Source organism: Shewanella sp. SW32, assembly GCF_025653365.1.
Lineage (GTDB): Bacteria > Pseudomonadota > Gammaproteobacteria > Enterobacterales > Shewanellaceae > Shewanella > Shewanella oncorhynchi.
Genome location: NZ_JAKKSJ010000032.1, coordinates 15,572 through 34,967, shown reverse-complemented (window position 1 = coordinate 34,967; position 19,396 = coordinate 15,572). Strand labels below are relative to the sequence as shown.

At 46.1% G+C, this 19,396-nt stretch carries 21 protein-coding genes and 1 other RNA gene; 12 read left to right on the top strand and 10 right to left on the bottom strand.

Annotated features, from left to right (window positions below):
• Nucleotides 1–18: 18 nt before the first annotated feature.
• Nucleotides 19–276: a hypothetical protein gene (locus tag L5M28_RS17905; protein WP_105250225.1), complete on the top strand. Its 258-nt coding sequence runs from the start codon at nt 19–21 to the stop codon at nt 274–276.
• A gap of 108 nt (nt 277–384) precedes the next feature.
• On the opposite strand, the gene L5M28_RS17900 is transcribed toward L5M28_RS17905, so the two are convergent.
• The 3 genes from L5M28_RS17900 to L5M28_RS17890 form a co-directional block, all read right to left on the bottom strand.
• On the bottom strand, nt 385–594 hold the full coding sequence (locus L5M28_RS17900; protein ID WP_105250224.1) for a hypothetical protein: 210 nt from the start codon (nt 592–594) through the stop codon (nt 385–387).
• 151 nt (nt 595–745) lie between these two features.
• Nucleotides 746–2,236, bottom strand: coding sequence for an FMN-binding glutamate synthase family protein (locus L5M28_RS17895; protein WP_105250223.1), 1,491 nt, complete (start codon nt 2,234–2,236; stop codon nt 746–748).
• 11 nt (nt 2,237–2,247) lie between these two features.
• Entirely contained in the window at nt 2,248–2,865 is a 618-nt protein-coding gene (locus tag L5M28_RS17890; protein ID WP_263167803.1) for a SixA phosphatase family protein, read from the bottom strand.
• A gap of 226 nt (nt 2,866–3,091) precedes the next feature.
• Here L5M28_RS17890 and L5M28_RS17885 point away from each other — a divergent pair, with 226 nt between their 5' ends.
• From L5M28_RS17885 to L5M28_RS17875, 3 genes are all read left to right on the top strand, one after another.
• The gene (locus L5M28_RS17885) at nt 3,092–3,709 is read left to right on the top strand and encodes a DUF5610 domain-containing protein (protein WP_263204105.1); all 618 of its coding nucleotides are present in this window, start codon (nt 3,092–3,094) and stop codon (nt 3,707–3,709) included.
• Between the two features lie 124 nt (nt 3,710–3,833).
• Nucleotides 3,834–4,583 (top strand): ferredoxin--NADP reductase, encoded by a 750-nt coding sequence (locus tag L5M28_RS17880; RefSeq protein WP_105250220.1) that lies wholly within the window; start codon nt 3,834–3,836, stop codon nt 4,581–4,583.
• A 92-nt stretch (nt 4,584–4,675) separates the two neighbouring features.
• Complete coding sequence (locus tag L5M28_RS17875; protein WP_131525196.1) at nt 4,676–5,272, top strand: glutathione S-transferase N-terminal domain-containing protein; 597 nt, start codon at nt 4,676–4,678, stop codon at nt 5,270–5,272.
• A gap of 14 nt (nt 5,273–5,286) precedes the next feature.
• Here the strand turns inward: L5M28_RS17875 and L5M28_RS17870 are convergent, their stop codons facing one another.
• Nucleotides 5,287–5,688 carry a hypothetical protein gene (locus tag L5M28_RS17870; RefSeq protein WP_219253284.1) on the bottom strand — a complete coding sequence of 134 codons (402 nt, stop codon included), beginning with the start codon at nt 5,686–5,688 and terminating at the stop codon, nt 5,287–5,289.
• A gap of 220 nt (nt 5,689–5,908) precedes the next feature.
• Here L5M28_RS17870 and L5M28_RS17865 point away from each other — a divergent pair, with 220 nt between their 5' ends.
• The 5 genes from L5M28_RS17865 (at nt 5,909) to L5M28_RS17845 (ending at nt 12,745) form a co-directional block, all read left to right on the top strand.
• Nucleotides 5,909–6,916 (top strand): Fe(3+) ABC transporter substrate-binding protein, encoded by a 1,008-nt coding sequence (locus tag L5M28_RS17865; RefSeq protein WP_263204104.1) that lies wholly within the window; start codon nt 5,909–5,911, stop codon nt 6,914–6,916.
• A 76-nt stretch (nt 6,917–6,992) separates the two neighbouring features.
• A complete protein-coding gene (locus tag L5M28_RS17860; protein WP_263204103.1) occupies nt 6,993–8,624 on the top strand; it encodes an ABC transporter permease in 1,632 nt (543 codons plus the stop codon).
• A complete protein-coding gene (locus L5M28_RS17855; protein WP_028759403.1) occupies nt 8,624–9,703 on the top strand; it encodes an ABC transporter ATP-binding protein in 1,080 nt (359 codons plus the stop codon). The genes L5M28_RS17860 and L5M28_RS17855 overlap by 1 nt, the downstream gene beginning before the upstream one ends.
• A gap of 145 nt (nt 9,704–9,848) precedes the next feature.
• A complete protein-coding gene (gene ggt / locus L5M28_RS17850; RefSeq protein ID WP_263145619.1) occupies nt 9,849–11,561 on the top strand; it encodes a gamma-glutamyltransferase in 1,713 nt (570 codons plus the stop codon).
• A gap of 248 nt (nt 11,562–11,809) precedes the next feature.
• Nucleotides 11,810–12,745 carry a Dyp-type peroxidase gene (locus L5M28_RS17845; protein ID WP_173496718.1) on the top strand — a complete coding sequence of 312 codons (936 nt, stop codon included), beginning with the start codon at nt 11,810–11,812 and terminating at the stop codon, nt 12,743–12,745.
• A gap of 72 nt (nt 12,746–12,817) precedes the next feature.
• Here L5M28_RS17845 and L5M28_RS17840 read toward each other — a convergent pair whose 3' ends face one another.
• Nucleotides 12,818–13,720 (bottom strand): LysR family transcriptional regulator, encoded by a 903-nt coding sequence (locus tag L5M28_RS17840; protein ID WP_113939097.1) that lies wholly within the window; start codon nt 13,718–13,720, stop codon nt 12,818–12,820.
• Nucleotides 13,721–13,826: 106 nt separating this feature from the next.
• Between L5M28_RS17840 and L5M28_RS17835 the strand changes: the two genes are divergently transcribed.
• Nucleotides 13,827–14,459 (top strand): NAD(P)-dependent oxidoreductase, encoded by a 633-nt coding sequence (locus L5M28_RS17835; RefSeq protein WP_263204102.1) that lies wholly within the window; start codon nt 13,827–13,829, stop codon nt 14,457–14,459.
• Nucleotides 14,460–14,601: 142 nt separating this feature from the next.
• Here L5M28_RS17835 and argR read toward each other — a convergent pair whose 3' ends face one another.
• The gene (gene argR, locus L5M28_RS17830; RefSeq protein ID WP_006080175.1) at nt 14,602–15,072 is read right to left on the bottom strand and encodes a transcriptional regulator ArgR; all 471 of its coding nucleotides are present in this window, start codon (nt 15,070–15,072) and stop codon (nt 14,602–14,604) included.
• A gap of 294 nt (nt 15,073–15,366) precedes the next feature.
• Here argR and mdh point away from each other — a divergent pair, with 294 nt between their 5' ends.
• Complete coding sequence (mdh, locus tag L5M28_RS17825; protein ID WP_105250210.1) at nt 15,367–16,302, top strand: malate dehydrogenase; 936 nt, start codon at nt 15,367–15,369, stop codon at nt 16,300–16,302.
• A gap of 95 nt (nt 16,303–16,397) precedes the next feature.
• Here the strand turns inward: mdh and L5M28_RS17820 are convergent, their stop codons facing one another.
• Nucleotides 16,398–16,796, bottom strand: coding sequence for a thiol-disulfide oxidoreductase DCC family protein (locus L5M28_RS17820; RefSeq protein WP_212599683.1), 399 nt, complete (start codon nt 16,794–16,796; stop codon nt 16,398–16,400).
• 265 nt (nt 16,797–17,061) lie between these two features.
• Between L5M28_RS17820 and folM the strand changes: the two genes are divergently transcribed.
• A complete protein-coding gene (folM, locus tag L5M28_RS17815) occupies nt 17,062–17,808 on the top strand; it encodes a dihydromonapterin reductase (RefSeq protein WP_263204101.1) in 747 nt (248 codons plus the stop codon).
• A gap of 201 nt (nt 17,809–18,009) precedes the next feature.
• Here the strand turns inward: folM and L5M28_RS17810 are convergent, their stop codons facing one another.
• The 3 genes from L5M28_RS17810 to L5M28_RS17800 form a co-directional block, all read right to left on the bottom strand.
• The gene (locus L5M28_RS17810; protein WP_263204100.1) at nt 18,010–18,708 is read right to left on the bottom strand and encodes a 5-formyltetrahydrofolate cyclo-ligase; all 699 of its coding nucleotides are present in this window, start codon (nt 18,706–18,708) and stop codon (nt 18,010–18,012) included.
• A gap of 9 nt (nt 18,709–18,717) precedes the next feature.
• Nucleotides 18,718–18,898: non-coding RNA, 6S RNA (ssrS, locus tag L5M28_RS17805), on the bottom strand.
• 117 nt (nt 18,899–19,015) lie between these two features.
• Complete coding sequence (locus tag L5M28_RS17800; RefSeq protein WP_105250206.1) at nt 19,016–19,318, bottom strand: cell division protein ZapA; 303 nt, start codon at nt 19,316–19,318, stop codon at nt 19,016–19,018.
• Nucleotides 19,319–19,396 lie beyond the last annotated feature (78 nt).

Below are 19,396 nucleotides of genomic sequence, written 5' to 3'. Positions count from 1 at the left end.
AATCGGAAGAGATCTGGCATGGAAAATATTACACTGAGAGCTAATATTGAAGGCAAAGAAGAAAAAGTCGCCACTGATTGGTATGCCATCATGGCGACATTGAAAAAACGTGGTGTTGATTATGATTCATTGCAACGTATTCATGCTGAATTGAATGCGGGCCTGTTGGTTACAACTCGGCGACTTACCTTGGCTAAAGTCAATCCAGAAATGGTGCTGGCAGGTGTGATCCGCGATATGAACGCGCCGACAAGTGACTTTATGGGTATGCGTTAGGTGTGTTCGCTAGTGCTTTAGTACAGTTTAGGTGAGAACGTACGAGAATAGAGGTGAGCCTCTATTCTTGATGCTCTAGAGAGACTCCAGAGATAAAATATGACTGAATTAAGCTACGCCGTTCAGCTTCCCCGCTTTCCAACCTTCACATAAAAGATTCAATTTAGGTACTGACTCATCTATCAAAGTGAGTCGAATGATCTGCCCTTCGCGAAAACACACCAGTTCACCTTCGATCTCGGTCAGGCGATTACAGCTCTTACAGCTAGTGCTTACAGTTTTACTGGCGGGCAGTTGGCTTACGAAGCTAGATTTCAAAGTGTTTCCTTAAGTTCAATTGTGGGTAAGACATTTGAATAATGTCTCACGTCACGGATCTTACCTCTTTTGTGATACGCATTCAAATATACCTTATGTAAACCCTATATAAACGAAAGTTGTATTCGCCATTAACCGCGAGGGTTCGCGGCTACTTATCCATATGTGCATAGTATTTATCGAGTGAAATGGATAAACCGCTATCGAGTACAATTCGGACATGTGAGGGTTTGAGTTGTCTTGGTTCTGTCACTCCGCAAGAGTGCGCAATTAAGGCTAAGTCATGGTGTAAATTATGATTATAGTTAGCAACACGAGCCGATTTATCCCTAGGATCGAGTCCTTGTTGTAGCTTGGGATTGTGCGTTGTGATGCCCGTTGGGCAGGTATCTCTATTGCACTGTAAGGCTTGAATACAACCTAGGGCGAACATATTGCCGCGGGCCGATGCGATGAAGTCTGCACCTAATGCTAAAGCCCAAGCGACTCTTGATGGCACTATGAGTTTACCCGAAGCGATGACTTTGATGCGTTTACGCAAGCCTCGTTGGATCAAGACATTAACTAGGATTGGTAAGCTTTCCTTCAGTGGTAATCCGACATAATCCATTAAAGGTTGTGGTGCAGCGCCTGTGCCGCCATCGGCACTGTCTAAAGTAAAGAAGTCGGGGGCAGAGTCTTCGCCACGACGTTCGATTTCATCACATAAATCTTCGAGCCACTGTACGTCACCGAGTACGGCCTTAATGCCCGTTGGTTTACCGGTAACTTCACGTACTCGTTCAACCATATCCAAAATATCGTTCACGGATTTGAATTCAATATGACCATTAGGGCTAATAGAGTCATAACCCTGAGGAATACCGCGGATATGGGCAATTTCAGCTGTGACTTTGATCCCTGGTAAAATGCCACCTTTACCCGGTTTAGCCCCTTGACTCATTTTAATTTCAAACATTTTGACTTCGGGATGAATGGCTATCGACTTGAGCTTTTCATCGTCTAAATGTCCGTGCTCATTACGTACACCGTATTTGGCTGTTCCAATTTGAAAGACGATATCGCAGCCACCTTTTAGATGATAAGGGCTCAAGCCGCCTTCACCTGTGTTAAGCCAGCAACCCGCCTGCGCTGCACCGTGGGAAAGGGCGGTAATTGCTGGGCGCGATAGAGCCCCAAAGCTCATGGCTGAAATATGACAAATAGCTTGAGTCGTATAGGGTTGGCGGCAATTGGTGCCAATTGTCAGTGGATGAATGGGTGTGATCTCTTCATCTTGGGTTGGGAAGGCGGTATTCATAAACATAATGGTACCAGCATTATCTAAGGGGCGAGTTGAACCAAAGGCGATAGTTCTATCGACATTTTTAGCCGCGCGGTAAACCCAACTGCGTTCTGCACGGTTGAATGGCAGTTCTTCTCTGTCTTGGGCGAAAAAGTATTGTCTAAAGAACTCGCCTTGTTTCTCGAACAGATACCGAAAGCGACCAATTACTGGGTAGTTATGTCTTACCGCTTGTTTGGTCTGCATTTTATCTGCGATATACATGTAAATAACCGCGAGTACAGCGAGTCCTATTACAATCAAAAACAGCCCTGAAAATAGATCGAGTCCCCACATAAACCAATTGAGTTCACTCATGTTATTTATCCTTATTCTTGTCCGTAACGGGTGGCGATCAAGCTCGCAGGTTGGTCATCATTAAGAGAGAGTAAAAACAGCTGGCTATAGTCATCTTCGCTGATCGCTTGGATCTCTGGTCCGCCAAGGGCTTTAATGATCAGTGGGACAGTGTTTGAATGCCCAACGATGAGTGTATTGCCCTTTACAGCATGCACTTGTTCGACAATGTGTTGAATATGTCCTTCGATAGGTTTGGCTGCTTCTACTATCGTCACAGGTAAGTGGCGAGCCTCGGCGATGGGCGCGAGTGTTTGTTGGGTTCTTAGGTATTGAGTCGCAATAAGTTGCGACAGCGGCGTGCGGCTCAAGGCAGTGATCAGTGATGCTGCGCGTATTTCTCCCTTGGGTGATAACTGCGGGTTATTGGCTGGCGTGTCGGCTTTTTCGGCATGTCTGACTAAAATAATTAGTCTGCTCTCCGCATGAGCTTGGCTAATGGGAGTAAAGCCGAGGCAAGTGAATATGACGAGGCTTGTTAGCAGGCTAAAGCGTTTTATATTGATACCCAGATTATGCTTAAAATAGTGCTTAAGGATTAGTGTAAACTCGTGAAAGCGGAAATGACTCAAACTGCGGCCTGCTGCCATGGTGTAACATCCTTTTCTATTGGCTTATGTCTAAGCTCAGCGATAGTAATGATCTGCATTGCGGTGGGTTGGCGCTTTATGCACCTTATTAAAGAATGAACCCACTTAATTTATGTGGGCCTTATCATGGCCTTGTGGTCAGATGGTACTTCAATTCTAAAAATTACTAAAGCTGGTTAAATTTTGGTCGATAATTAAGTCGACCCGAATTGAATGGATAGTCATCATGGAAATCAATAAACCCCCTCAAGTGCAAAGTACTCCTTTGCCACAGAAAAAATATGCTGAAAACACGGCGTCTAAGGGCACCGAAGTGAGTGATTCGAAGGACGCGAAAGCCACATCGAGGCAAACGGCATACCAGACAAGTAAGTTATTAATGAATCAAGCGATTTTATCGGCGCAGCAAGAGGTAAACATTAAGTCAGGCGATCAGTCTATGACCTTGCTCTATCGTGCTGCTATTGATGCCATAAACAAAGAGCTAGCGCCTACTATGGGCGAAAACGCGACTCAAACCGCTTATGATAATGGCGTTGATATGTCTCCAGAGGCCACAGCTGATCGCATTGTGAATTTTGCGACTAAATTCTTTGGGATTCATCAGCAGCAACATTCAGGTATGAGCTTAGATGAACAACTCGATAGCTTTATGGGGATTATTGGCGGTGCCATCGACAATGGCTTTAAAGAGGCTAAAGATATTCTGTCCGGCCTTAAAGTATTACAGGGTGATATTGCCGATGGTGTCGATAAAACCTACAGCTTAGTGCAAGAGGGGCTGCAAGCCTTTAGAGATAGCTTTAACAAGAAGACTGATGAGACAGCATCGAGTCCGAGTTAATACCTCAGTATTTTCAGTTCTATATTCAGCGTTATAGTCATAAGCCCCTTATATAAGGGGTTTTTGTTGTGCAGAAAAAAGTCTATGCTGGAAGCCTATTTAACGTTTCGCTTGAGGGCAAGTTATGTGGATTAGGGGACAAGTGATAGAACGTATTGATTGGAGTGATAAGTTATTCTCATTGCGCATTGCTGCCGAGTTAGCTCCATTTATTCCTGGTCAGTTTATCAAGTTAAGTCAAATGCAAGATGATAAGCGTGTGGCTAGAGCCTACTCCTTAGTCAATTCTCCCGATAAACCCTATGCCGAGGTGCTCGCCGTTGCGGTAGAGGATGGCCTGTTATCGCCTCAATTACACAACCTTGCAATAGGCGATGAAATTGAAATTACCTCAACCGCGACCGGTTTTATGACCTTAGCTGAAATTCCTAAGGGTGAACTCCAAGGGAAGCATTTGTGGTTTTTAGCCACAGGAACAGCAGTAGGGCCATTTTTGTCTATGCTCGACACCGATGAACCTTGGGAGCGTTTTGAAAAAGTCGTGCTTGTGTATGGCGTGCGCGAGGCACAGGATTTGGCATATCTTGATAAGCTGCGTAATTTAGAACGCAAATACCCTGAACAATTTACATTAGTCTTGAGTGTGACCCGTAAACCCTTTGCCGATGCTTTGCAGTGCCGCATTCCCGAGGGAATAGTCTCGGGTGAAATCGAAAAAAAGGCAGGATTAACCTTAAACGCAGCTGACTCTCAAGTTATGATCTGCGGCAATCCGGGTATGATTAATGGTGCGCAAGCCGCTTTACTCGATAAAGGGTTAGTGAAGAATTTACGCCGTGCTCCTGGGCAAATTACCGTTGAAAAATACTGGTAATCTCAATTTTACATAGAAGGCGAGAGTAAACTTGTTTCCGTTCTTGCCCCTAAAAAGCCATAGCGTTTAATGCAAACAAAAGGAAATTTTTGATGAAGTTGTTAAGTTCTCAAGCTTCGCCCTATGCCCGTTGTGTAAGAGCCTTAATCCAGTATCTAGGGATTAACAATATTGAAGAGCAGTTAGTTAATCCCTTTGAAAACAGCGCAGAATTACTCGATGCTAACCCGTTAGGACAGATCCCATGTCTTATTACCAACGATGGTGTAGCACTATTCGATAGTGAAGTGATCATGCGTTACCTAGATGCAGAGCTTGGTGATCGTAAGATGTTTGGGATCTCAAATAATAACTGGGTGCTGGAGTGTCAGTATTCTTTAGTCAAAGGCTTAATCGATAGCGCGGTGAAATTACGCCAAGAGCAAATGCGTGAAGAAGAAGGCGTGAGATCAGTATTTTGGACTGCACGTTTTGAACAAGCACTGCTGCGCGGCCTTATGCAGATTGAGCTTCAAACTGTGATCACCCAAACCACGATTCAAGCACCGCAATTAGCTTTGATTTGCTTACTCGATTATGTGGATTTTAGACATCCAGAGCTAGATTGGCGTAAGGTTGCACCTGCGACAGCACTTTGGTTCAGTGAAATGCGTGATTTACCTGCATTTATTCAAACTCGTCCCCAATAATCCGCAGAGGATGCTCAACCGTCGGTTGCGCGTCTTCCTTTTGGCCTATCACGGCGATTTTGTTCACCAAAAGCGCCGAATAACTCACGAGTAACCCCATATTCTACTCTGCGATCATTGCCTAGTTGGCGCCTGTCTTCATGGTGTTGATAGCGGCATTGGCAGTTTGCCATAGTGCATTCTTCCATCGGAATTTCGGGCGCATCTTTCGATAAAAATCGTTTTCCAGAAAGCGCTTCAATTTGCTCACAGCAACTGCCGTTATTCACAATGCTCACACTGTGAAAACTGTGAGTCTTATTAATGCTGGGATCAGCAGCTTGAGAAGAGTGTTTATGTCTTTTGGGACGACTATTGAGTTTGAATAAGCAAAATAGCGCAATTGCGGCTACGCCTAGCAGCAAAACAGTTAACATAACGCCTCCTGAAAGCATTTTAATCGAATTAAGGTTCAGTTTAGTTTGATTTGAGATAATCTCAAATTTTCAGATTAATGCCATTAAAAACATAAAGTTAATTAGCTGCTTGCTCTCGAGTTCCGTATCTATTACTCTTGCGAAACTGATAAGCATTATCATTAATGCGTTAGTGTTCTAATTTTGCTGAACACGTCATCACTTTGGGGAGAATTCGGTAATGAAATGGGTAACTTGCGCGGCTATTGTTGGGTTAATGTCGGTTGGGCATTCAGCGAATGCAGATGATAAATTAACCGTTTATTCTTATCGCCAAGCTTTCTTGGTGGAGCCTATCCTGACGCGTTTCACCGAAGAAACTGGCATAGGTGTGAATTTGGTATTTGCTAAAGACGGTATTGCCGAGCGTCTCGTCCGTGAAGGCCGTTTATCCCCAGCAGATCTTGTGCTGACGTCTGATTTTTCACGTTTAGTTGAATTAGTGGATAAAGATCTAACCTCTCCAGTCAAAAATCCCCTCCTAGAGAGCAATATTCCTGCGCAGTATCGCGATCCCGATGGCCAGTGGTATGCCCTGACTATGCGGGTGCGAAATCTCTATACAGCCAAGGATCGTTTAGGCCAGCAGCAATTGACCTATGAAGAATTAGCCGAACCCAAATATAAAGGAAAGATTTGTACTCGCAGTGGTAAGCATCCATACAACATAGCGTTAGTCGCATCTATGATTGCTCATCACGGTGAAGCTGAGGCAAAAACTTGGTTACAAGGCGTGAAAACTAATTTAGCCCGCAAACCTCAGGGGAACGACAGGGGGCAAATTGCCGCAGTAAAAGAAGGTGTGTGTGAGATCGCCATTGGTAATAGCTACTATTACGGCAATATGTTGCAGGATCCTGAGCAAAAGGCGATTGCCGAAGTTGTGACGCTCAACTTCCCGAACCAAGCTGACCGCGGTGCCCATGTGAATGTGTCTGGTATGGTACTCACTCGCCATGCGCCTAATAAAGCCAATGCGATCAAATTGATGGAGTTCTTATCCGCCGATGTTGCTCAGAAGGCCTATGCCGATGTGAATATGGAATATCCAGTGAAAGCCGATGTGGCACCTTCATCTTTAGTGGCTTCATGGGGTAAGTTTAAGTCAGATCAATTGCCCATTTTTAAGTTGGCAGAATATCACCAAGCGGCGGTTAAGCTATTAGATGAAGTGCAGTTTGATCTCTAGCTCCAGTGCTAGCGACAAAATGCAGATTTAGGTTATCAGCGCCAGTGATTGGCGCTGTGACGTTTTAAGGATTGACATGATTTTAGGATTAGCCAGAAGCTGGTCGCTTGCTGGTTATGCCGTGGCCGCCTTGCTGGTATTGCCACTATTTGCGTTGATATTTCAAGCTTTTCAGCCTGACGAAGCCGTGTTTGGGCACTTGATGGCAACGGTTCTGCCGACATATATCATTAACAGTTTATTGCTGATTTTCTGGGTGAGTCTGGGGGCGTTATTACTCGCGTTACCTTGCGCTTGGTTGATGGCTCGTTGTGACTTTGTCGGCAGGCGATATTTGCAATGGGCGCTATTATTGCCCCTCGCTATGCCTGCGTATATTGTTGCCTACGTCTATACCGATTTACTCGATTATGCGGGGCCAGTGCAGCGCGGTCTTCGTTCGATATTTGGCTGGGACTCACCGCAGGATTATTTCTTCCCCGATATTCGTACCTTAGGCGGCGCGGCGTGTATGTTGTCGCTGGTATTGTTTCCCTATATTTATCTCTTGACGCGTACCGCTTTTATGGAGCAATCCTTAAGTTTGGCCCATGCTTCGCGCATTATGGGCTGTTCACCGTGGCAAAGTTTTTGGCGTTTATCTTTGCCTATGGCAAGGCCTGCGCTCGCCGTTGGGGTGGCTTTAGTGGCGATGGAGACGGCCGCTGATTTTGCAACGGTTAACTATTTTGCCGTGCCTACCTTAACGACAGCCGTGTACGACACTTGGTTGGGTTATGGCAATTTGACCGCCGCCGCTAAGTTATCGGCGATTATCTTGCTGGTGGTATTTAGTCTGATTGGATTTGAGCGTTTTGCCCGTCGTAAACAGCAGTTATTCCAAAAACAATCACGTATACAAGTCACTGACTTGTATCGACTCTCGATGACTCAAACCTTGGTAGCACTCAGCTTTTGCGGCATGCTATTGCTATTAGCCTTTCTGTTACCTTTCGGGATTTTATTATCCTATGCCATTGGTTACTTTGAACAAAGCTGGGATAAGAGTTTTTGGCAATTGAGTCTTAACAGCCTCAGTCTTGCGCTGATCACCAGTTTACTCTGTTGCTTAATCGCCTTACTGCTTATGTTCGTTCGCCGGATAAGCCCAAGACAGAGTGATGCTTTGCCCTCACGGTTAGCTTCGACGGGCTACGCCTTACCAGGCACTGTGCTGGCTATTGGGGTATTAGTGCCTTTAACTATGCTAGATTTTGCGATTAACGATCTGGCGGATCTTGTCGGCATAGCAGGTCCTGGTCTTATCCTTACAGGCAGTGTGATTGCATTGATTTTTGCTTTTTGTGTACGTTTCGTGGCAATTGCGATTGGCAGTGTTGAAAGCAGTTATAAACGCATCTCGCCATCGCTAGACATGGTGAGCCTGACCATGGGGCAAACTCCTCGGCAACTTTTGCGGCGGGTGCATTTGCCTTTACTTGCTAAGGGATTGTTTGCGGGCGCTTTATTGGTGTTTATCGAAAGCATGAAGGAACTGCCCGCTGCGTTATTGCTGCGGCCTATCGGCTTTGAGAATCTTGCAACTTATGTATTCCAGTTTGCGTCCGATGAAAAACTCGAGCACGGCGCATTAGCTGCTATTGTGATTGTACTAGTGGGTTTAGTGCCGCTTATTTATTTAAACCGTTCATTGGAGCATCACAGCTGATGACAAGTACGCTCAAGCTTAAGCAAATTCATAGCGATTATCAGGGCCAGCAAGTACTTAAAGGTTTGAGTTTAACGCTCGCCCAAGGGGAAATCCTGGCGTTGTTAGGCCCAAGCGGTTGTGGCAAGACGACCTTATTACGTGCGGTTGCTGGATTACAGGCCATAAGCCAAGGTGAAATCCAGATTAATGGCCGCATAGTGAGTGGCGATAGCCAGTTTGTACCTAGCGAGCAGCGCGGCATCGGCATGATTTTTCAAGACTATGCGCTTTTCCCTCATTTGACTGTGGCGGAAAATATCCTCTTTGGGGTGGCTAGATTGTCGGGCGCAGAACGTCAGGCACGTTTGGATGAAATGCTAGCCTTGGTCAAACTTGAAGGGTTGGCACAGCGTTATCCCCATGAATTATCTGGCGGTCAGCAGCAGCGAGTTTCGATTGCGCGGGCACTTGCCTATGAGCCGCAGTTATTGCTGCTCGATGAGCCTTTTTCCAATATTGATGCCCAAGTGCGCTACGAGATGATGGCGGAAATTCGCAGCATCTTAAAACAGCGTAATGTCAGCGCGGTGTTTGTTACTCATAGCAAGGATGAAGCCTTTGTATTTGCAGATACTTTAGCCATCTTTAATCAAGGCATCATAGTGCAGCATGGTAGTGCCGAAGCTTTATATGCTGCCCCAAACAGCCGCTATGTGGCGGACTTTTTAGGTAGCGGTAATTACTTACCTGCAGCAGTGTTTGATGGGCACAGTGTTGTCACTCCCATAGGTCATTTAACCAGCCTCACGCCATTAAATTTGCCGAGCGAGTTCAGCGGAACAGTATTCTTGCGACCACAGCAATTGACGCTCAGCGCCGATGAACAGGGCGTAGGTACTATCACTGAGCGACGTTTCTTAGGCGCCTTTTGTCATTATTGGGTCAAAATTGAGGCCGCTTCCCATGCTTATTATGTGGAGGTGCGTAGCCAAATGATGCAGCTAAGTATCGGTCAAAAGGTTGGGGTAACGACTGAGCCGCATTCGCTTGTGCTGTTTGAATCTTCAGCATATTCAAACTGTGGGGACCCAATCTAAGCGATGAGTATTTATTCAATGCTGATATAGCATAGCCAACTAAAGTACGACATTTTTGCTTACGTTAAACTTGGGTCTATGCGGTATTGGTTGGTGATATTTTCGACCATCCTTGCTACTTTTATCCTCCGGTTTTGGAGGAATTATGATAAAAACAATAAATTCAATTTGCACCCTCGTTATTGTAGCAACGGCAATATCGTCTTCAGGAGTGATGGCCATGGATAGGATCACAGGTAAAGCCTTCGCAACGCGATCAGAAGTGTATGCAACCCAAGGGATGGCGGCGACCAGTCAGCCTTTAGCCACGCAAGTCGCTATTGATATACTCAAACAGGGCGGCAGTGCGGTCGATGCAGCGATTGCCGCTAACGCCATGTTAGGGTTAGTCGAGCCAACGGGCTCGGGTGTCGGCGGGGACTTATTTGCTATCGTCTGGAGCGCAAAAGATAAACGCCTCTATGGTCTTAATGCATCGGGGCGCAGTCCCAAATCCTTAAGTTTAGAAAAGCTTAAATCCCTCGGATTAGACTATTTACCGCCGCTTGGACCTTTGCCTGTTTCTGTACCGGGCACTGTGGACGGTTGGTATGAGCTGCATAATAAGTTTGGTAAATTAGCTATGGCTGATAACCTCGCGCCTGCCATTCATTACGCCCGTGATGGTTTCCCTGTGTCAGAGTTGATTGCCTATTACCTTGATGGCAGTGGTAAAAAACTGGCTAAATTCCCCGGTTTTAAAGAAACCTATATGCCTAATGGTAAGATGCCTACCGTAGGGGAAATCTTTAAAAATCCCGCGCTTGCTAACACCTATGAGAAAATTGCCAAGGGCGGCCGCGATGCTTTCTATAAAGGTGATATTGCCAAAAGTATTGATAAGTACATGAAATCCCAAGGTGGTTATTTAAGTTATGATGACTTAGCGAGCCATACTAGCGACTGGATAGATCCCGTTTCGGTGAACTACCGTGGTTACGATGTGTGGGAACTGCCACCTAATGGTCAAGGCATTGCGGCGCTACAAATCTTAAAAACCATGGAACCCTTTAATGTGGCTGCCATGGGCTTTAATAGTCCTGAATATGTTCATTTATTTGTCGAAGCAAAGAAACTCGCCTTTGCCGACAGAGCTAAGTTTTATGCCGACATGGCCTTTAATAAAGTGCCCGTTACTGAGCTTATCTCACAGAAATATAACTATGATCGCGCTAAGTTGATTGACCCTACAAAAGCCGCCAAGAGTGTCGATGCGGGTAATCCAGCGTTGCAACATGGCGATACTGTGTACCTGACTACCGCTGACAAAGATGGCAACATGGTGTCACTCATTCAGAGTAATTACCGTGGTATGGGGTCAGGGATGACACCGCCGGATCTCGGCTTTGTGCTGCAAGACCGCGGGCAAATGTTTGATTTAACGGAAGGGCGTTTTAATACCTACGCACCGGGCAAGCGTCCATTCCATACCATTATTCCGGCTTTTGTGACCAAAGACGGTAAACCTTGGCTGAGCTTTGGGGTGATGGGCGGCGCGACTCAGCCACAAATGCACGCGCAGATTGTAATGAATCTGATTGATTTTAAAATGAACTTGCAAGAAGCGGGCGATGCCCCCAGAATTTTGCATATGGGTTCAACCGAGCCCACAGGCGAAGTGATGAATGATGGTGGCTACGTCAGTCTAGAATCAGGTTTTCCGGTAGAAACCCGTCGTGAGTTGATTAAGAAAGGCCATGTGCTGCGTGATGGACTTGGGGAGTTTGGTGGCTATCAAGCCATTGGATTTAATGCCGAAACCGGCGTATATCGTGCGGCCTCTGAGAGTCGCAAGGATGGTCACGCCGCAGGCTATTAACACTAAGATAAATGCTAAGGTAAGCTCAACACTGAGTGAACCTGATGTCATTGATTCGATTTAACAGATTGGCGAGACTTTAATGGTCTCGTCAATTTTTATGTTTAAGGGTCTGGGGTGGGATAATGCTCCGCTATTGGCATTATCATAAACAGATCAGAGCAAACTGTGCGTTAGTTAATGTCATTTTTAGGTAAAGTTGCGGATAATATTGCCGAGAATGAATTTAGAAAAAGGGTGATAACCAAATGGATATTCAAAATATGCCGCGTGAACAGTTGGGTGTGTGTGCAGAGGGGAACTTACACAGTGTCTATTTGATGTTTAATGCCAATGACAATGTCGAGTCGCAATTACGTCCCTGTCTTGCCAACGTTGCGCAGTATATTTATGAGCTGACAGATCAATATTCCGACAGTGCATTCAATGGTTTTGTTGGTATTGGTGCTAATTATTGGGATAGCCTCTATCCTACTGCTCGCCCAGAACTGCTCAAACCTTTCCCTGCGATGCAAGTGGGCAGTCGTGAAGCGCCTGCAATTGAATATGATTTATTCGTGCATATTCGCAGTGATCGTTACGACATTCTGCATCTAGTGGCTAATGAAATCAGCCAAATGTTTGAAGACTTAGTGGAGTTAGTTGAAGAAGAGCGTGGCTTTAGATTTATGGATAGCCGCGATTTGACTGGTTTTGTCGATGGCACCGAAAACCCTAAGGGGCGCCACCGCCAGGAAGTGGCACTTGTGGGTGATGAGGATCCTGAGTTTAAGGGTGGCAGCTATATCCATGTGCAAAAATATGCCCATAACTTGAGTAAGTGGCATAGATTACCAGTTAAAAAACAAGAGGATATTATCGGCCGTACTAAGCAAGATAATATCGAGTATGAATCTGAAGATAAGCCACTGACCAGCCATATCAAGCGCGTTAATCTTAAAGATGCCGATGGTAAATCAATGGAGATCCTGCGTCAGAGTATGCCCTATGGTTCGCTGAAGGAGCAGGGATTAATGTTTATCTCTAACTGCCGCACGCCAGAACATTTTGAAAAGATGCTGCATAGCATGATGTTTGGTGATGGCGCAGGCAATCATGATCACTTGATGCATTTTACTAAGGCGATGACAGGTTCATCTTTCTTTGCCCCCGCACTGGATTTTATGCTGCAGTTCGACGAATAAGCTTTCTATAATCAAGCCGGATTAGCATCAATCGAGACGCACTTAAGCTAACGCCTAAGTGCGTTTTTTATGCTAATGCGCGGGAACCCATTTTTTGATATCGAGCTGCCATTGCAGGGCGGTGAAATCGATAAAAGCGCGCACTAGATTTTGCTGATAACTGCGGGACAAATATACCGCCCACAAGGTTTGGCCTGGTGTCGTAAATTCGGGTAGGACTTCTTTGAGTTGACCACTGGCAAGGTACTGGTTAGCTAAGTCACAGGGTAAACGCACTATGCCATGTCCACGTAGCGCCGCACTGACCAACACTCCCATATCGTTAGCCCTAAGATTCCCTGTAACTTTGACGTGCTCGGCTTGCAGTTCTTTTAGAAAAGGCCAGTTTTGTTGCGCTGAGTGTATGAGGCAGTTGTGGGCCAGTAGATCAATGGGTTCGAGGAGTGGCGTTGCGCTATCAAGATAGCTCGGCGCCGCGCAAAGTACCGCATCTATGGTCATCAAACGCCGAGCTATGAGATTCTCATCGGGCTGCTCAGTATAACGTAGCGCCACGTCGACTCTTTCATCTACCAATTGCGCAAAACTGTCCGACATCACCAGTTGAATGTTGACCTTAGGATGAATTTTAATAAAGCGATCGACGACATCAAATAGACTGTGCTGCCCAAGACCAATAGGCGTAGCGATACGAATACTGCCTACCAGTTCACTGTTATGGCTGTGGGCACGGCTCTCCATGGCTGCAACTTCACTTAAGATCCGCTGGCAAAATTGTAGCGCTTCCTCACCCTGCAAAGTCAAGCTGGCGCTGCGCGTGGTGCGGTGTAATAAGCGTAAACTCAACCACTGCTCCACTTCTTGAATATGACGGGAAACCTGCAGGCGGCTGAGGTCTAAATGTTCGGCAGCTTTGGTAAAGCTGCCACAGTTTGCGACTTCGACGAAACTGCGTATAGCGGCAATTTTATCCACATTAGTATCCTATATTGAAACAATCATGCTCAATTATTGATGTTTATTAGGTGAAAAACTGCAAGTAAACTGGATCCAATGTAAATCATCTGAGTGAGACAATGAAATGAAAATCGCAATTTTAGGTGCAACGGGTTGGATCGGTGGTGCAATTTTAAAAGAAGCACAGAGTCGCGGGCATCAAGTGATAGCGTTAGTGCGTGACCCAAGCAAGTTATCCGTGGCTGACGTGGCAATACGTGCCGTGGATTTAGAGCAGCCATTGGTCGCCGATACCTTTGCTGGCGTAGATGTCGTGATTGCCGCCGTTGGTGGCCGCGCCCAACAAAATCATGGTCTAGTGGCGAGTACGGTTCAGCATTTACTGGATGTGCTGCCTAACGCTAACGTGCCACGTTTATTGTGGGTCGGTGGTGCTGGGAGTTTAGAAGTGGCGCCGGGTGTGACGCTGGTCTCTAGCCCAGATTTCCCCGCAGTATATAAAGATGAGGCGTTAGCTCAGGGTGAAGCCTTGAAGGTATTCCGTGCGGCGCAAACGGCAATCAATTGGACCTTTGTGAGCCCAGCGGCTGAGATTTATCCCGGTGAGAGTGAAGGCCCGTACCGTCTTGGTGGCGATAGCTTCTTTACCGATGCTAATGGTCAAAGCCGTATCTCTGTAACTGATTACGCAAAAGCCATGGTAGATGAAGCCGAAAAGGGCGCTCACCCAAACCAGCGCATCAGTGTGGCTTACTGATATCGTTATAGTTGAGTTAGATATTGTGAGTTAGATATTGTGCTTGAATGTGTAACGTAATCGGGACAATGGCCAAATAACCAGCGCTATATTGCACTTCAAAATGTACAGATAGAACAGGTCAGCTCACTGACCTGTTTTTTTATTCTGCATAATTGAATAAAGATTTGATGGTTTCTAAGGTATCGGCGATATCTTGGATGCTCGATGGGCAAATAAAGATAGTGTCATCACCGGCAATCGTACCCAAAATGCCTTCTGGTTTACCGATAGAATCCAACAAGCGGGCAATCAGCTGCGCGGCACCTGGGCTAGTTCGCACGACGATCATAGCTTGGTTGTGATCGACGTCGAGTACCAAATTCTTCAGTGGGCTACCCGCGGTGGGTACGCCTAATTCGGCTGGTAAGCAATACACCATCTCTTGCTTAGCGTTGCGAGTCCGCACTGCGCCGAACTTGCTGAGCATGCGTGACACTTTCGATTGGTTAATATTACCAAAGCCTTCAGCTTGCAAGGCGGTGACGATTTCACTCTGAGAGCCAAAGCGCTCTTCTTTTAAAATCGACTTAAAAATTCTAACAAGGTCATCCTGATTCTTGGTCGTTTGCATAATATTATTATTCGTTATTCAAAAAAACAGGCCCATTTTGAATATTTTTAGAAAAATTGTCAACAAATAACCAGATTGGTTGAATAAAAATTCACTAAGCCCCAGTGGTTAAGTGTTTGCTGGGGGCATAAAAATCCCAAATTGAGTAATTGTTCTACATTGCTTCTACGTTATTCCGGAATTCTTTTGTCCCACGACTAAGGGATAATTGAAATTGTTGTGACATTCCAGTAATGTGACGCCAACGCAAATTAGATCCATGTCACACATATCCGAGAAATAACGGAGATAACTATGAAAGTTGCTGTACTTGGTGCTGCTGGTGGTATCGGCCAGGCTCTTGCCCTACTGTTAAAAACTCAATTGCCTGCGGGTTCACAATTGTCTCTATATGATATCGCACCGGTAACTCCGGGTGTTGCGGTTGACTTGAGCCACATTCCAACTGCTGTTGAAATCAAAGGTTTTGCTGGTGAAGATCCAACGCCTGCCCTAGTGGGTGCTGACGTTGTTCTAATTTCTGCTGGTGTTGCACGTAAGCCTGGTATGGATCGTTCAGATCTGTTCAATATCAATGCGGGTATCGTTCGCAACCTGATCGAAAAAGTAGCGGCAACTTGCCCTACGGCTTTGGTTGGCATTATCACTAACCCAGTCAACACGACCGTAGCTATCGCTGCAGAAGTGATGAAAAAAGCGGGTGTTTACGATAAGAACCGTCTGTTCGGTATCACGACTCTAGACGTGATCCGCTCTGAAACTTTCATCGCCGAATTAAAAGGCCTGAACGTTGCTGACGTTAAAGTGAATGTGATCGGCGGCCACAGCGGCGTGACTATTCTGCCATTACTGTCTCAAGTTGAAGGCGCGACTTTCACTGACGAAGAAGTGGCAAGTCTGACGACTCGCATCCAAAACGCGGGTACCGAAGTGGTTGAAGCTAAAGCCGGTGGCGGAAGCGCGACTCTGTCTATGGGTCAAGCGGCTTGCCGTTTCGGTCTGTCTTTGGTTCGTGGTCTGCAAGGCGAAGCTAACATCGTTGAATGCGCCTATGTTGACGGCGGCAGCGAGCATGCTGAATTCTTCGCACAACCTGTGCTGTTAGGCAAAAACGGTATTGAAAAAGTACTGCCTTACGGTGAAGTGAGTGCATTCGAAGCTAACGCTCGTGATTCTATGTTAGATACGCTGAAAGGCGATATCAAACTAGGCGTTGATTTCGTTAAATAATCTTTCGGATAATCTTTTTAGATTATGACGAATTAAAAACGGAGCCATTGAGCTCCGTTTTTTTATGCCTGCGTTTTACTCTTTCTAAAGCTCATTCAGCGGCGCTTAGTGGGAATTTGGCAGTTATCATCGCAGCGGGCTTTGCCCGTCAGTAAATAAGAGATGCGATATCTGTGTTTTGCGAATCTGAGATAGCACCAATCGGCGACAGTTTTAATCACGGGCAGGCGTAATAGTTGGATCCAAGCGCGCGTCCCTGTCAGTGCCCACGCTTTGCAAGTGACATCTAACCCGAGTAACACTTCGCCCGTTGCGGTTTCGCCATGGAGAATCGTATTAGCGTAGTCTCTATCGATATGGCTGAAGCGCTTACTAAAGTCTGGCGCATTTAAATCCTCAAGCGCAATCAAGTTCTTCGGATCGCGCGCTTTCAGTTGGCGCATCTCGGCGCTACATAATGGACAATTTCCATCGTAAAAAATCCGCAGTTCCATCGGTATTACCTCTGATGACTTGATCACAATACTTGGTCTAAGCTCTTGGCTTGAGTACTTAAGCTTGGTTTTCTTCTACCCTATACGCAGAAGAAAGGGTTTTAGATCGAGGTGATTGTAGAACGGATCAGACCTCATTTGGCTTTTTGTTAGGTTAAATTCAAATGAGTGCAGTAACATCTTGGTTATTCATCAGTTTAACTTGATTGCTGATTTTTAAGCGAACAAGGTAAAACCTGACCAATAACGACTCAAAAGGATAGGTATGACATCTCCCATCATAATCACAGGCGTGGGTAAACGCATAGGTTACGCCTTAGCTAAACATTTTCTCGCCCAAGGTCAGCGTGTGATTGGTACTTATCGCAGCCATTACGCTAGCATTGATGAGCTGAACGCTTTAGGTGCGACTCTGTATCCCTGTGATTTTTATGACGATGCCCAAGTGCAATCCTTAATTGCTGAGTTAGCTAAATTGCCGCAAATTCGCGCCATTATTCACAATGCCTCTGACTGGCTGCCGGATCCTGTGCTTACAAAGAATGAGTCTTTAAAGAGTACCACTTTTGCGCCGAGCGAAGTGCTGCAGCGGATGATGCAAGTGCATGTGAGCGTACCCTATCAGTTGAACTTGGCCTTAGAGGCGCAGCTACGTGCGGGTGCTGGCGATGAAATCGGCGGCAGTGATGTGATTCATATTACTGACTATGTGGCAGAGAAGGGCAGTCAGAAGCATATTGCCTATGCCGCCAGTAAAGCTGCGCTGCACAATATGACGCTATCCTTTGCCGCCAAGTTTGCGCCCGAGGTCAAAGTGAATTCGATTGCGCCAGCGATGATCCTATTTAATGTGGGTGATGATGCTGCCTATCAGCAAAAAACTTTAGCCAAAGCGCTGTTGCCGAAAGAGGCGGGGAATGAGGAAATTATCGACTTAGTGGAATATCTGCTGGATAGCCGCTACGTCACCGGTCGTTGCCATAATGTCGATGGTGGCCGGCATTTAAGGTAGAGAAGGCTCTAGAATCTAGATTCTAGAAGGAGCGAACGACTGCATGATCTATTTTTTTTCATACCAAATATGACATTTTCACCCTCCATAGTGGTCAGATGTAGGAGTTCGAACTCTTTTATAGAAAGAGTGCAGGAGCAGTTATGGAGCGACGCTCTGCTTTTTCTAGCAGCGCCGCGCCCTAGCTTCTAGGTCCTTCTTTCAAAATGTCAGTACCCGACTTGGGGTGATGATGAACGGTAAAGGCACATCCCAATACTCGCAGGGTAAACTCGTCACTTGCTGACAGTCGTGGGCGTAACCCATAGGCAAAGGTTTACCTTTAAGCTGCCAGTTTGCCAGCGTCCTATCGTAATAGCCGCCGCCCATGCCCATGCGATTCCCCATTAAATCAAAAGCCACTAAGGGCGTGATAACCACATCTAACTCTGTCACTGGGATAATGGCGCGCACATCTAATTTAGGTTCTAAGATGCCGAATTGATTGGGTTGCATGGGGGTATCTGCGGTGTAATGCAGGAATAATAATTGTCCGGCATTGAAGGGATGTAACCTAGGCAGATAGGTGTTTATGCCCATTTGCCACAGCGCAGCGATCAGCGGTGGCGTGGCGAGTTCGCCATCATGGGTGAGATATAACGCCACATGTTGCGCTTTGTTGGCCTGCAATGCATCGAGCATTCGCTGGCAGGCGTTTAAACTTGCTTGGGTTTGTTCTATTTCGGAGAGAGATTTACGGGCGGTGCGAATGGCTTTGCGTAACAGATTGCGGCTTTCTTTTGTATGGAGTGCGATATTTGCCGCATAGCTTGCGACATCTACGGCATCAGCGACTTCTACGGCAAGTTGCGCCGTGTCGCTTTGGGGATTCAAATGAGAAAGTATGGAAGATGTAGACATAGAATTAAGATGCTCCCCAGAATGCCGCTACCGGTGTAGCCCTTGAACCGTAGGTTCAAGGCGGGTAAATGATTACCTCCTAAGGCTTCTCGGTACAAGCCGAGCATGCACAATGTCAGTAAAGCATTCACCCTGAGATAAAAATTATCGGCACAGGGACATTACCAGTTGGCATGCATCCCAGGGAGCAAAACGGTATTGAATCGCTAAAGCATTGGTTTATGTTGATAATCCAGTTTAGCCATTCACTGTGCGTCAGTTGGTTTAACTCAATGAGTGTTAAATCACTAAGGTGCACAGTTTAAATCTATTTAGTTGAACGCTCAACTAAGGCACTTTCGAGGGTCGACTGCAGCAAGCTGATCCTGTCGTCCATCTGTTGCATGTAGTGCTTATTTTTTTGCTTTTCTTGGAACAACTCGTGTCCAATATTCAGCGCCGCCATGATCGCAATTTCTTCACGGCTTAGGCTATTGGTTCGGGTTTTTAACGCACTGAGTTGTTGTTCAACTCCCAACGCTACCGTACGTAAGGCATCCTCTTGACCTTTCGGGCAAGCGATAGAGTAGGTGCGCCCAAGTAGGGTAATTTCAACAGCACTGTTACTCATGTCGCGGGTGATCCTTTCGTTAGCCTCTTAGGGCGGACTATATAGGGCTGATCTTAAAAGTGCAAGGTAAGCCGCAAA

Excerpts from the sequence above, each read along its gene's own strand:
- L5M28_RS17905 (WP_105250225.1), top strand. The coding sequence starts at position 19 with ATGGAAAATATTACACTGAGAGCTAATATTGAAGGCAAAGAAGAAAAA.
- L5M28_RS17895 (WP_105250223.1), bottom strand. The coding sequence starts at position 2,236 with ATGAGTGAACTCAATTGGTTTATGTGGGGACTCGATCTATTTTCAGGG.
- L5M28_RS17890 (WP_263167803.1), bottom strand. The coding sequence starts at position 2,865 with ATGGCAGCAGGCCGCAGTTTGAGTCATTTCCGCTTTCACGAGTTTACA.
- L5M28_RS17885 (WP_263204105.1), top strand. The coding sequence starts at position 3,092 with ATGGAAATCAATAAACCCCCTCAAGTGCAAAGTACTCCTTTGCCACAG.
- L5M28_RS17880 (WP_105250220.1), top strand. The coding sequence starts at position 3,834 with ATGTGGATTAGGGGACAAGTGATAGAACGTATTGATTGGAGTGATAAG.
- L5M28_RS17875 (WP_131525196.1), top strand. The coding sequence starts at position 4,676 with ATGAAGTTGTTAAGTTCTCAAGCTTCGCCCTATGCCCGTTGTGTAAGA.
- L5M28_RS17870 (WP_219253284.1), bottom strand. The coding sequence starts at position 5,688 with ATGTTAACTGTTTTGCTGCTAGGCGTAGCCGCAATTGCGCTATTTTGC.
- L5M28_RS17865 (WP_263204104.1), top strand. The coding sequence starts at position 5,909 with ATGAAATGGGTAACTTGCGCGGCTATTGTTGGGTTAATGTCGGTTGGG.
- L5M28_RS17860 (WP_263204103.1), top strand. The coding sequence starts at position 6,993 with ATGATTTTAGGATTAGCCAGAAGCTGGTCGCTTGCTGGTTATGCCGTG.
- L5M28_RS17855 (WP_028759403.1), top strand. The coding sequence starts at position 8,624 with ATGACAAGTACGCTCAAGCTTAAGCAAATTCATAGCGATTATCAGGGC.
- ggt (WP_263145619.1), top strand. The coding sequence starts at position 9,849 with ATGATAAAAACAATAAATTCAATTTGCACCCTCGTTATTGTAGCAACG.
- L5M28_RS17845 (WP_173496718.1), top strand. The coding sequence starts at position 11,810 with ATGGATATTCAAAATATGCCGCGTGAACAGTTGGGTGTGTGTGCAGAG.
- L5M28_RS17835 (WP_263204102.1), top strand. The coding sequence starts at position 13,827 with ATGAAAATCGCAATTTTAGGTGCAACGGGTTGGATCGGTGGTGCAATT.
- argR (WP_006080175.1), bottom strand. The coding sequence starts at position 15,072 with ATGCAAACGACCAAGAATCAGGATGACCTTGTTAGAATTTTTAAGTCG.
- mdh (WP_105250210.1), top strand. The coding sequence starts at position 15,367 with ATGAAAGTTGCTGTACTTGGTGCTGCTGGTGGTATCGGCCAGGCTCTT.
- L5M28_RS17820 (WP_212599683.1), bottom strand. The coding sequence starts at position 16,796 with ATGGAACTGCGGATTTTTTACGATGGAAATTGTCCATTATGTAGCGCC.
- folM (WP_263204101.1), top strand. The coding sequence starts at position 17,062 with ATGACATCTCCCATCATAATCACAGGCGTGGGTAAACGCATAGGTTAC.
- L5M28_RS17810 (WP_263204100.1), bottom strand. The coding sequence starts at position 18,708 with ATGTCTACATCTTCCATACTTTCTCATTTGAATCCCCAAAGCGACACG.
- L5M28_RS17800 (WP_105250206.1), bottom strand. The coding sequence starts at position 19,318 with ATGAGTAACAGTGCTGTTGAAATTACCCTACTTGGGCGCACCTACTCT.